Below are 11,908 nucleotides of genomic sequence, written 5' to 3'. Positions count from 1 at the left end.
GACGCGCGGAGGTTCCTGCCGCGAGGGGTCGGGGGATCGGATGAGGCAATCGCGCAGTGCTCATGCTCTGCCCTTCCTCGTGCTCGGCGTCATCGCGGCGCTGACCGCCTGCTACGCGCCCGTCGCGGCGGCTCCTGAGCCGACGCCGACCCGCACCGCGGTCGTCCCGTACGGCGACGGTGTGCTCACCATCGGGACGCTCACCTCGACGACCGGCGCGCTCGCCGCCGACGGGGCGGCGCAGATCGCCGGTGTCGAAGCGGCGGTGCGGGCCATCAACGAGGCCGGCGGTGTGGCCGGCAGCGCGGTGCGGGTCTTCCATCGCGATGTCGGCGATCCGGCGACGGCGACGCTCGAAACCTCGTTCGCCGAGCTGACCGCCAAGGGCGTCGACGTCGTCATCGGACCCGCCGACGCGAGCCTGCTCGCCCGAACCCTGCCGCTCGCGGCCGCGGCGCGCGTCGCCGTGCTGTCGCTCACCTCCGCCGCCGAGACGGACGACGAGGCGGACCCGTCGGCACCTGTGGTCCGTGTCCTGCCGGGCCCATCCGTGGCCGGCGACGCCGTGGCCGTCGAGCTGGGGGACGACACCGCGGTGCTCGTGCCCGTTGATGATCGTGGCGCGGAATTGGTCGAAGGTGCGGTCACCGCCCGCGGTGCGCTCGGAGTCGACGCCGACGCTTCGACCGTTGTCGAGATGACTCGCGGGCCCGCCCGGATCGCGTCGCAGTCGGCCGACGCCGACACCGTCGTCGTCGCCGGGGACGCTGCCGACGACATCGCGGGTGCCGTCGCATCCCTCCTCGCCGCAGGGGTCCCGTCGTCGCGCATCCTGATCGCCGGCGCGGTGCCCGATCTCACCGCCGTCGCCGCGGCGGCGGAGGGGGTGCGGATCCTCGGCTCGGGATCGGTGCCGAACGACGCCTTCGGTGCGACCCTGCTGGCCATGGATCCCGCGCTGTCCTCGTCTGCGCTGTCCTCGATTGCGGTGACCTCGACCGCGCTCGCGGCGGAGGCGTACGACGCCACCGTCCTCGCGGCGCTCGCCGCCGTCACCGCCGGCGACGACGGCGGAGAGTCCGTCGTCGCCGCGCTCCCCGCCGCCTCGACGACGTGGATTCCGTGCGCAAGCTACGCCGAGTGCCTGTCCGTCCTGCAGACCGAGGACGACATCGACTACCAGGGCGTCTCCGGCCCGTTCGACTTCGACGAGCAGGGCCGCGCCTCGAGTGCGGCGCTGCCCCTGTTCACTGTGGCAGCCGACGGTCGGCCGGTCTACGAGCGCGCCGTCCTCGTACGTGCCGCGTCGTCCATGTAGGTCACGGACTGTAACGATTTAGCTGTGTTACACGGTCGTAACACCGTTGTATTGTTTCCCGCCACCTCGCCACCTAGCGTGATGAAGTCGCGTGCACACGCGTCAGTTCTCAATCACACATACGAGGAGCACCATGAGCGCATTCCTCAGGAGCACCGCTTCTGAAGGCTCGACTCTGATCTCTCGCGGAGCGAAGGTCGCCGCATTCGGCGCCGGCCTGCTTCTGCTCGCATCCTGCGCGAGCTCGCCCGCAGAGACCGAGGAGACCACGTCGACCGAGGGCGCGACCGGCGACGGCGTCTTCTCCGTCGGCACCATCCTTCCCGCGACGGGAAACCTCGCGTTCCTCGGTCCGCCCGAGGTCGCCGGTGTCAAGGCCGCCATCGCCGACATCGAGGCCACCGGCGAGGAGTTCCCCTTCACGGTCGAGCTCAACGAGCGCGACTCCGGTGACACCACCACCGACATCGCGACCCAGTCCGCGGGTGAGCTCGTCGACGTCGGTGCCGACATCGTCGTGGGTGCCGCGTCCTCGGGTGTCTCGTTCACCTTCATCGACCAGCTGGTCGACGCGGGCATCGTGCAGATCTCGCCGGCGAACACCTCGCCCGACTTCACCACCTACGAGGACGACGGCTACTACTGGCGCACCGCCCCCTCCGACGTGCTGCAGGGTCGCGTGCTGGGCAACCTCATCGTCGGCGACGGCGCTGAGAACGTCGGCATCATCTACATCAACGACCCGTACGGCATCGGCCTCACCGACAACGCGACCGAGGCCATCGAGTCCGCCGGTGGCACCGTCACCGCGGCGGTGCCCTACAACCCGGGTGACACGGTGTTCACCTCGCAGGTGGACGAGGTCCTCGCGACCCAGCCCGACGCGGTCGCCGTGATCGCGTTCGAGGAGACCGCCTCGATCATCCCCGAGCTCGTCAACACGCAGGGCTTCCCGGGATCGGGCGTCTACTTCGTCGACGGCAACCTCTCGAACAGCTACGAGTTCCAGCCCGGCACCCTCGCCGGCGCGAAGGGCACGCTGCCCGGAAACCCGGCCGACGAGACCTTCCAGGCGAAGCTGCTCGAGATCGACCCGGCGCTCACCGACTTCAGCTACGCGCCGGAGTCGTACGACGCCGTGATCGTCGCCGCGCTCGCCGCCGCTCAGGCCGGTGACGACTCGGGTGCCTCGATCCGCGACAACCTGATGTCCGTCACGACCGAGGGCACCGAGTGCACCACGTTCGCCGACTGCCTCGCGCTCATCAACGAGGGCGAAGACATCGACTACAACGGCATCTCGGGCCCCATCGAGTTCGACGAGAACGGCGACCCGACCGAGGCCTACATCGGTATCTACCAGTACGGCGAGGACAACAAGTACACGCTGCTGAACGCGGAGTTCGGCTCGCTCAACGAGTAAGTCCCCGCGGTACGCAGCTCCGGCTGCACCACGGAAGGGCCCGGCGCGAAGGCGTCGGGCCCTTCTGCGTGTCTCAGGTGCGCTAGTCGGCGCCGAGCCCGCAGTGCAGCGAGACGAAGTCGAGCAACTGGTTCTTCACGCCGTCGGCGAGAGGCAGGGGGAACGAGCCGTCGCCGTCCACCACGACGGGGAAGACGGTACCCACCTTGTCCTCGCCGAGCGCGTGTGCATCGCACCGCCGCGGGACGATGTCGAGCACGACCTCCTGCTCCTCGGACGACGCGTCGATCACGAGCCCCAACGGCCACTGCTCGCCGCCTCGCGGGGTCAGCAGTACCGTCGAACGGATCGAGTCGAGCACGACCGCCGCGCCACCCCCTGTGGGCCTCACCGACACCGTGAGGCGCGCGACGGCATCGGATCCTGACCCGGTCACCTCCACCGACGATCCGGTCATCTCGACCGTCTCGGCCACGCGCTGCTTGAGGCACGTCTCGCCTTCGAGCCGGGCCAGAGCGCCGAGAGGATCGTCGGGGATCACGGTGAACGCTCGAGGGTCGCCGCCCTCCGTTCCGGTCTGCAGAACGGCGCTGAGCGGCTCCGCGTCCTCGATGCAGTCGAGTACGGGCAGCAGGAACGGCAGGTCGACGGTCGCGCCGGCCGCGATCCGCGCCGGCGCTTTCGTCCAGCGGACCTCGCCGCCGAGCAGGGGTGACACCAGGCGGGCCGAGGTCACCTCGATCGTCGAGTCCGCCTCGTTGACCAGCCGCAGCTGGATCCGGCCGACGCTGATGTCCCCGCGGAGCTGGATCACCGAGATGCCGAGCTCTGCCGGGGGAGGGCCCTGAGCGAGGGAGTCCGATGGGACCGGGGCGGAAGGGCTCGAGCACCCTGCCAGAACGAGCGCCCCTCCGAGGCTGAAGAGCAGCGCCCGCAGCGCAGAACGCCGCCGTGCCGCCCACGCGCGGGAGCGCGATCGGGAGGCCGGCGGCGTCATGCTCGTGTCCGTCAGGCGGGAGGAGCGCCCTTGCGCTTGGCGTCCTCGTCGGCGGCCAGGGTGCCGAGGTAGAGCTCGATCACGCGAGGGTCGTTGAGCAGCTCCCGACCGGTGCCGGTGTACGCGTCCTTGCCCTGGTCGAGCACGTACGCGCGGTGGCAGATCTGTAGGCAGCGACGCGCGTTCTGCTCGACCATGATGATCGTGACACCCGCCCGGTTGATCTCGGCCACGCGCAGGAACGTCTCGTCCTGACGAACGGGGGAGAGGCCGGCCGACGGCTCGTCGAGCAGCAGCACCGACGGGTCCATCATCAGCGCTCGGCTCATCGCGACCATCTGCCGCTCACCGCCCGACAGGGATCCGGCGCGCTGACGGCGACGCTTGCCGAGCTCGGGGAACAGGGTCGAGACGAACTCGAAACGCTCGTTGAATAGCTTCGGCTTCTGGAAGAGCCCCATCTGCAGGTTCTCTTCGATCGAGAGGCTCGGGAAGACGTTGTTGTTCTGCGGCACCATGCCGACGCCCTTGCCGACGAGCCTGTCGGCCTTGAGGCCGGTGATCTCCTCGCCCTTCAGGTAGATGCCGCCGCCGCGGATCTTGACCTGGCCGAAGATGGCCTTCAGCAGCGTCGACTTGCCGGCGCCGTTCGGGCCGATGATGCCGATGAGGTCGCCCTGGTAGGCGTCGACCGTGCAGCCGTTCAGGATGTTGACGCCGGGCAGGTAGCCGGCGACGAGGTCGTCGGTGCGCAGCACCGCGTCGGCCGCGGACCGGGGTGCGACGGCGGCGGGGGATGCGTCGGTCATGAGCGTGCGCCCTTCTGGTCGTCCTCGAAGTCCGCTTCGTCTTCGGCTTCGAACTCCTGGTGCACGGCTTCGACCTCGGCCGCGGTCATGTCGCCGAGGTCGGTGTCGTGGTGGGCGCCGAGGTAGGCGTCGATGACGGCCTGGTCGGACATCACGGTCTCGGGCGGGCCCTCTGCGACGACGCGACCTTCGGCCATCACGACGACCCAGTCGGAGATGTGGCGCACCATGTGCATGTCGTGCTCGACGAACAGCACGGACATGCCCTGCTTCTTCAGGTCGAGGATGTGGCCGAGCAGGCTCTGCGTGAGCGCCGGGTTGACGCCCGCCATCGGCTCGTCGAGCATGACCAGCTTCGGGTCGCTCATCAGCGCCCGCGCCATCTCGAGGAGCTTGCGCTGACCGCCCGACAGCGACGCCGCGTAGTCCTCGCGCTTGGCGTCGAGCTTGAACCGGCCGAGCAGGTCGTCGGCACGGGCCGTGATCTCCTGCTCCTGCTTGCGCCACAGACCCGGGATCAGCGCGCGGAAGATGTTCTCGCCCGACTGCTTCGTGGCACCCAGCAGCATGTTCTGCAGCACCGACAGACGACCGAGCGACTTCGTCAGCTGGAAGGTGCGGACCATGCCCCGGCGCGCCACCTTGAAGGCGGGCACGCCGGCGAGGTTCGACCCCTCGAAGCTCCACCGGCCGGTGTTCGGCTTGTCGAAGCCGGTCAGCAGGTTGAAGAACGTCGTCTTGCCGGCGCCGTTGGGGCCGATCAGCGCGGTGATGGCGCCCCGCGGGATCTCGAGGTGCTCGACGTCGACCGCCTTCAGGCCGCCGAACTGGCGGGTCACGTTGTCGGCGACGACGATCGGGTCGACCTTCTCGCATCCGGGGCGGACCTCGCCCTTGACGAACGGGTGGGTGGCCGTCAGCTGTGCATCAGACATTGAACGACAGCTCCTTCTTGTTTCCGAAGATGCCCTGTGGTCTGAAGATCACGAGCAGCACGAGGGCGAGCCCGACGAGGATGAATCGGATCTGACCCGCCTGCGTCGTCGAGATGAAGGGGAGGATCCCCGTGTCGCGCAGGCCGACGATCACACCGTTCGTGAGCGACAGCACCGCCCAGAACGCCATGGCGCCGACGATCGGGCCGAGCACGGTGGCGGCGCCGCCGAGCAGCAGCGCGGTCCAGATGAAGAACGTCAACGCGGTGCCGTAGTTACCCGGCTGCACGGCGCGGGGCAGGATGAAGACGACACCGGCGAGCGAGCCGAAGATCCCGCCGAGCACCAGCGCCTGCATCTTGTAGGAGTAGACGTTCTTGCCGAGGCTGCGCACCGCGTCCTCGTCCTCGCGGATGCCCTTCACGACGCGACCCCACGGGCTGCGCATGAGCGCCCACACGATGACCGTCGCGATGATGACGAGACCCCAGCCGAAGATGCGCACCCACCACTGGTCGGCCGAGTACACCCACGGACCGAACCCGTACGTGCCGTCCGGGATGGGGTTGAGGTCCTGGAAGCCGCGGTTGAAACCGCTGAGGCCCTGCGAGCCGCCGGTGATATCGGTCAAGCCGACGGTCGAGACCACGTAGCGGACGATCTCGGCCGCCGCGATGGTCACGATCGCCAGGTAATCCGCCCGCAACCGCAGTGTCGGGATACCGAGGATGAAGGCGAAGATCACCGACGCGAGGATCGCGAAGAGGATCGACAGCCACACCGGGAAGCCGAGCTCGAGGGTGGTGATCGCGAACGCGTAGGCGCCGATCGCCATGAAGCCCGCCTGCCCGAAGTTCAGCAGGCCGGCGTAGCCGAAGTGCACGCTGAGGCCGATGGCGGCGAGAGCGTAGGCAGCGGTGGTCGGGCTGATCAGCTCGCCGGCCGCATTGCCGAGGATTGTTCCCCAGTCCATTTCTTACTCTCCCGTCAGCCGATGCGTTCCTTGCGACCCAGGACACCCTGCGGTCGCACGAGCAGGACAAGGATCAGCACCACGAGGGCGACCGCGTACCGGAGGTCCGGCGGAATCCATACGGTCGAGAGCTCGGTGAAGATGCCGATGATCAGCGAACCGACGAGCGCGCCGAACGCGCTGCCGAGACCGCCGAGGGTGACCGCGGCGAACAGCAGCAGCAGGATCGCGAAGCCCATGTCCCAGGTGACACCGCGGTACAGGCCGTACAGCACACCCGACAGGCCGGTGAGCGTGGCGGCGAGCACCCACACGATGCGGATGACGCGGTCGACGTTGATGCCCGACGCGGCGGCGAGCGACGGGTTGTCGCTGACCGCGCGGGTCGCCTTGCCGATGCGGGTGCGGGTGAGGAACAGGCCGACGAGGATCAGCATCACGATGCTGACCGCCATGCTGATGACGGACACGAGCGTGATCGTCACCGGACCGAACGAGACCGTCTCGGTCATGCCGATGTTGAGGTTCTGCGTTCCTCCGCCGAAGAAGTAGAGGTAGAGGTAGCGCACGACGATCGAGAGACCGATCGTCACGATGAGCACTTGGACGAGTCCGACGCCCTTGCGCCTCAATGGTTTGAACAGCACCGTGTCCTGCGCCCAGCCGAACGCTGCCGACAGGCCGAGGGTGAGCAGCAGTGCGACGATGACGTTGAGCCCCAGCTGCGTGCTGAAGAGGTAGAAGAAGATGGCGCCGAAGGTGAGCATCTCGCCGTGCGCGAAGTTGTTGACGCCGGTCGTGCCAAAGATCAGCGAGATGCCGATCGCGGCGAGCGCCAGCAGCAGGCCGAAGTTCAGGCCGTAGACGAGGCGGGTGAAGATCGTGTCCCAGATCGTCGTCGTCGACACCGTGCCCTCGCCCGTGGGGAAGAGGACGTTCACCGTGTTGGTCGTGCCGATGCTCACCTCGCGGGTGATGTTGTCGGGGTCGCGCGGTGCGACGCCCTCGGGGAGGCTCTCGACCACGAGCTGCGCCGTGTAGTCGCCCGGCTGCGGCACGCTGACGCTCCAGCGGCCGTCGGGGCCGGTCACACCGGTCTCCTCGAAGCCGTCGCCCTCGACCAGGACCTCGACTCCTTCGAGCAGCTCGTCGCCGCTCTTGATGACGCCACCGATGGTGTACGTGTTGGTGAAGTCGCCGGTGGGCGTCGGGGTGGGTTCGGGCGTCGTCGTCGCGTTCGCCGCCGCGGGTGCTAACCCGATGAGCGCGGCGATCGCGAGGAGCAGAGCCCCGAGCGCGATGGTCACGCGGAGCGTGCGCGAGCGGGCGAGTCCTGGATTGGACACAGTTCCTCCTGGCTGGACCGGCGGCTGTGGAACGCCGGACTGGTCGAACGGCGATGTCCGACCATACGGGCCGATTATTGCCGACGTGTTTCCGGTAGCAATAATGCATCGACTTGTTAGCAACGCTACAGGGAAGTAATCCTCTCCCACGCGGTTAAGATGAAGAACCGGTCAGCAGCGTCGCCCGGATCCGGCACAACCGCCGGGGATCTTCGGTTCTCTTCCGGGCCCCCGGCAACGCGCGAAAGGTACCCCATTGAGCGGTCACGACCCGTTCGGCTTCATCGGCCTCACCTACGACGACGTCATGCTCCTGCCCGGGCACACCGACGTCATCCCGAGCGAGGCCGACACGACCTCCTGGCTGACGCGGCGCATCCAGGTCGCGGCGCCGCTGCTCTCGAGCGCCATGGACACGGTCACCGAGTCCCGCATGGCGATCGCGATGGCCCGCCAGGGCGGCATCGGCATCCTCCACCGCAACCTGTCCATCCAGGAGCAGGCCGAGCAGGTCGACAAGGTCAAGCGCAGCGAGTCGGGCATGATCACCAACCCGGTGACCACGACGCCCGACGCCACGGTGGCCGAAGTCGACGCGCTGTGCGGTCAGTACCGCGTCTCCGGTCTCCCCGTCGTCGAGGGCGACGGGACCCTGGTCGGCATCATCACCAACCGCGACATGCGCTTCGTCTCGCCGTTCGAGAAGGCGACGACGCTCGTCCGCGACGTCATGACCTCGAAGGACCTCATCACGGCGCCGGTCGGCATCGACTCCGACGGCGCCGTCGCGCTGCTCGCCCAGCACCGCATCGAGAAGCTGCCGATCGTCGACGGCGCCGGCAAGCTGCGCGGCCTCATCACGGTCAAGGACTTCGACAAGAGCGAGAAGTACCCGAACGCCACGAAGGACTCCGAGGGGCGCCTCCGCGTCGGCGCCGCGATCGGCTTCTTCGGCGACGCCTGGCAGCGTGCCGGGGCGCTGCGCGACGCCGGGGTCGACGTCATCGTCGTGGACACCGCGAACGGCGACTCCGCGGGCGTGCTCGAGATCATCCGCCGTCTGAAGTCCGACTCGGCCTTCGGCGGCATCGACGTGATCGGCGGCAACGTCGCGACCCGCAGCGGCGCGCAGGCGCTCGTCGACGCGGGCGCCGACGCCATCAAGGTCGGCGTCGGCCCGGGCTCCATCTGCACCACGCGCGTCGTCGCCGGTGTCGGCGTGCCGCAGGTCACCGCGGTCTACGAGGCGTCGCTCGCCGCGCGCGAGACCGGCATCCCGGTCATCGCCGACGGCGGACTCCAGTACTCGGGCGACATCGCGAAGGCGCTCGTCGCGGGCGCGGACACCGTGATGCTCGGCTCGCTGCTCGCCGGCACCGACGAGAGCCCCGGAGACCTCGTCTTCATCAACGGCAAGCAGTTCAAGAACTACCGCGGCATGGGCTCGCTCGGCGCGCTGCAGACCCGCGGCAAGAAGACCTCGTACTCGCGCGACCGCTACTTCCAGGCCGACGTGCCGAGCGACGAGCAGCTCATCGCCGAGGGCATCGAGGGCCAGGTCCCGTACCGCGGCCCGGTCGCGTCGGTCGTCTACCAGCTCACCGGCGGCCTCCGCCAGTCGATGTTCTACACCGGCGCGCGCACCATCGAGGAGCTGAAGGAGAAGGGCCGCTTCGTGCGCATCACGGCGGCCGGCCTGAAGGAGAGCCACCCCCACGACGTCCAGATGGTCGTGGAAGCCCCCAACTACCGCCGCTAGGTAGGGCGTTCCGGGCGAGCGCGCACGTTCCGGCGGGCCACGGGCGCCGTAACGCGCGCGCGCCCGAGGATCCGCTCGATCGGTGCCGTCTCCTCCACAGCGAGCGGCGAACTGCCCTTCTGCACCATTCGCCGATCCACGGAACGGGCGGTGACGGATCGGGCGCATGCTCTCGGGATGAGCGACCTTCCGACAAACGTCCGGCACAACCTCATACTGGTCCGCGACCTCGAGCGCTTCGGTGGGGATGATCGAGACCTGCGCAGGCAGCGAGACGCAGGCGAACTCATCCAGGTGCGCCGCGGCTCGTACATGCCGGCGCACGAGTGGAACGAGCTCGACGGCGAGGGCCGACATCGCGCCCGTGTCCATGCGGTGGCGGCGAACGCGCGAATCGAGCCGATCTTCAGTCACTTCTCCGCGGCGGCGCTCCACGGGATCCCGGTCCTCGGGTCGCTGCCAGTCGACGTCCACGTGACGATCGAGCGAGGAACGAGGCGGCGAGCCCAATCCGGGATTCGAAGCCACTCGCTCGGCCTCGAACCCTACGAGATCGACCGGGTCGACGGCGTTCTGGTGACCAGCGTCGAGCGGACGCTGATCGACCTCGCACTGACGACCTCGTTCGAATCGGCGGTCGCATCCGTCGACTGGGGGCTCGCAAACGGTTTCGAGCGCAGCCTTCTTCAGATGGAGCTGGAGCGGATGAATCCGCCGACGAGGGCGAAGGCGGCCATGGCGGCGCTCGGCTTCGCCGACGCCCGCAGTGGTTCCCCCGGGGAGTCGTTGAGCCGCGCGAGGATGTTTCTCCTCGGCTTCCCGATCCCGGAACTTCAGGTTCCGATCAGCGACGACCGCGGGCGGATCGGGATCGTCGACTTCTACTGGCGTGATCACAACCTGATCGGCGAGTTCGACGGACGGGCGAAGTACGTGCGCGACGACTACCTCCAAGGCAGGACCGCTGCTGAAGTGGTTCTGGTCGAGAAGGTGCGCGAAGACCGGATGCGTGCAACCGGTGCAGGCATGATCCGCTGGAACTGGTCGCTGGCCGAAGACATGCGTGAACTAGGTCGCCTTCTCTCGTCGGCCGGTCTCCCTACGCAGCGTTGACGCGCACGTTCCGGCGTCTGTGGCCCGCCGGAACGTGCGCGTTCGCCCGGAACGCCCGACCTCGGTCAGGGCGGGTGGGTAGGGTTGTGGCGTGAGTATGGACTTCGAGATCGGTCGCGCCAAGCGCGCCCGTCGCGCCTACGCGTTCGACGACATCGCGGTCGTCCCGTCGAGGCGCACCCGTGACCCCGAGGACGTGTCGACCAGCTGGTCGATCGACGCCTTCACCTTCGGCATCCCGGTGCTCGCCGCCCCGATGGACTCGGTGGTCTCGCCGGCGACGGCGATCGCCATCGGCAAGCTCGGCGGTCTCGGCGTCCTCGACCTCGAGGGCCTCTGGACCCGGTACGAGGACGCAGAGGCGAAGCTCGCCGAGGTCCGGTCGCTCGAGCCCGCCGACGCGACCCGGCGGATGCAGGAGATCTACGCGGCCCCCATCCAGCCCGAGCTCATCACGAGTCGCCTGGCCGAGATCCGAGCGTCGGGTGTACCCGTCGCCGGAGCGCTCAGCCCGCAGCGCACCCAGGAGCACTACCAGACCGTCGTCAACGCCGGGGTCGACCTCTTCGTCATCCGCGGCACGACCGTGTCGGCCGAGCACGTCTCGAAGACCGTCGAACCGCTGAACCTCAAGAAGTTCATCTACGAACTCGACGTGCCCGTCGTCGTCGGCGGCGCCGCCACCTACACCGCGGCGCTGCACCTCATGCGCACCGGCGCGGCCGGCGTGCTCGTCGGCTTCGGCGGGGGAGCGGCATCGACCACCCGCACCGCGCTCGGCATCCACGCCCCCATGGCGACCGCCGTCGCCGACGTCGCGGGCGCTCGCCGCGACTACCTCGACGAGTCGGGCGGACGCTACGTGCACGTGATCGCCGACGGCGGCCTCGGCACCGCGGGCGACATCATCAAGGCCGTCGCGGTCGGCGCCGACGCCGTCATGCTCGGCACCGCACTCGCCCGCTCCACGGAGGCTCCCGGTGGCGGATGGCATTGGGGTGCCGAAGCGCACCACACGGAGCTGCCCCGCGGCAACCGAGTCCGCGTCGACCAGGTCGCGCCGCTCGAGCAGGTCCTGTTCGGCCCGGCGCCCGTCGCCGACGGAACAGCGAACCTGATCGGCGCGTTGAAGAGATCGATGGCGACGACCGGGTACTCGGACATCAAGGAGTTCCAGCGCGTCGAGGTCGTCGTCGCGCCGTACCGCGTGGACTGACCCGGTTCACCAGCGTTCG

Annotated in this window: 10 protein-coding genes; 5 read left to right on the top strand and 5 right to left on the bottom strand. The window is 68.8% G+C overall.

The features are described from left to right. Nucleotides 1–40: 40 nt before the first annotated feature. Nucleotides 41–1,318, top strand: a complete 1,278-nt coding sequence (locus NGH83_RS13075) for an ABC transporter substrate-binding protein (protein WP_251856691.1) — start codon at nt 41–43, stop codon at nt 1,316–1,318. Between the two features lie 133 nt (nt 1,319–1,451). After that, nucleotides 1,452–2,741, top strand: a complete 1,290-nt coding sequence (locus NGH83_RS13070) for an ABC transporter substrate-binding protein (protein WP_251856690.1) — start codon at nt 1,452–1,454, stop codon at nt 2,739–2,741. Between the two features lie 82 nt (nt 2,742–2,823). On the opposite strand, the gene NGH83_RS13065 is transcribed toward NGH83_RS13070, so the two are convergent. The 5 genes from NGH83_RS13065 to NGH83_RS13045 form a co-directional block, all read right to left on the bottom strand. After that, on the bottom strand, nt 2,824–3,555 hold the full coding sequence (locus tag NGH83_RS13065; RefSeq protein WP_251856689.1) for a hypothetical protein: 732 nt from the start codon (nt 3,553–3,555) through the stop codon (nt 2,824–2,826). A gap of 194 nt (nt 3,556–3,749) precedes the next feature. Next, complete coding sequence (locus NGH83_RS13060) at nt 3,750–4,547, bottom strand: ABC transporter ATP-binding protein (protein ID WP_251856688.1); 798 nt, start codon at nt 4,545–4,547, stop codon at nt 3,750–3,752. Continuing rightward, a complete protein-coding gene (locus NGH83_RS13055) occupies nt 4,544–5,482 on the bottom strand; it encodes an ABC transporter ATP-binding protein (RefSeq protein WP_251856687.1) in 939 nt (312 codons plus the stop codon). The genes NGH83_RS13060 and NGH83_RS13055 overlap by 4 nt, the downstream gene beginning before the upstream one ends. Beyond that, the gene (locus NGH83_RS13050; RefSeq protein ID WP_251856686.1) at nt 5,475–6,455 is read right to left on the bottom strand and encodes a branched-chain amino acid ABC transporter permease; all 981 of its coding nucleotides are present in this window, start codon (nt 6,453–6,455) and stop codon (nt 5,475–5,477) included. The genes NGH83_RS13055 and NGH83_RS13050 overlap by 8 nt, the downstream gene beginning before the upstream one ends. A 14-nt stretch (nt 6,456–6,469) precedes the next feature. Beyond that, nucleotides 6,470–7,801, bottom strand: coding sequence for a branched-chain amino acid ABC transporter permease (locus NGH83_RS13045; RefSeq protein ID WP_251856685.1), 1,332 nt, complete (start codon nt 7,799–7,801; stop codon nt 6,470–6,472). A 256-nt stretch (nt 7,802–8,057) separates the two neighbouring features. Between NGH83_RS13045 and guaB the strand changes: the two genes are divergently transcribed. The 3 genes from guaB (at nt 8,058) to NGH83_RS13030 (ending at nt 11,889) form a co-directional block, all read left to right on the top strand. Further along, entirely contained in the window at nt 8,058–9,560 is a 1,503-nt protein-coding gene (gene guaB, locus NGH83_RS13040) for an IMP dehydrogenase (RefSeq protein ID WP_251856684.1), read from the top strand. A gap of 177 nt (nt 9,561–9,737) precedes the next feature. After that, nucleotides 9,738–10,673 (top strand): hypothetical protein, encoded by a 936-nt coding sequence (locus tag NGH83_RS13035; RefSeq protein ID WP_251856683.1) that lies wholly within the window; start codon nt 9,738–9,740, stop codon nt 10,671–10,673. A gap of 97 nt (nt 10,674–10,770) precedes the next feature. After that, on the top strand, nt 10,771–11,889 hold the full coding sequence (locus NGH83_RS13030) for a GuaB3 family IMP dehydrogenase-related protein (protein ID WP_251858538.1): 1,119 nt from the start codon (nt 10,771–10,773) through the stop codon (nt 11,887–11,889). Nucleotides 11,890–11,908 lie beyond the last annotated feature (19 nt).

Origin of the sequence: Herbiconiux sp. L3-i23 (genome assembly GCF_023734115.1) — a bacterium.
Lineage (GTDB): Bacteria > Actinomycetota > Actinomycetes > Actinomycetales > Microbacteriaceae > Naasia.
The sequence above is the reverse complement of the archived record's forward strand: the minus strand, read 5'-3'. Positions and strand labels throughout refer to the sequence as shown.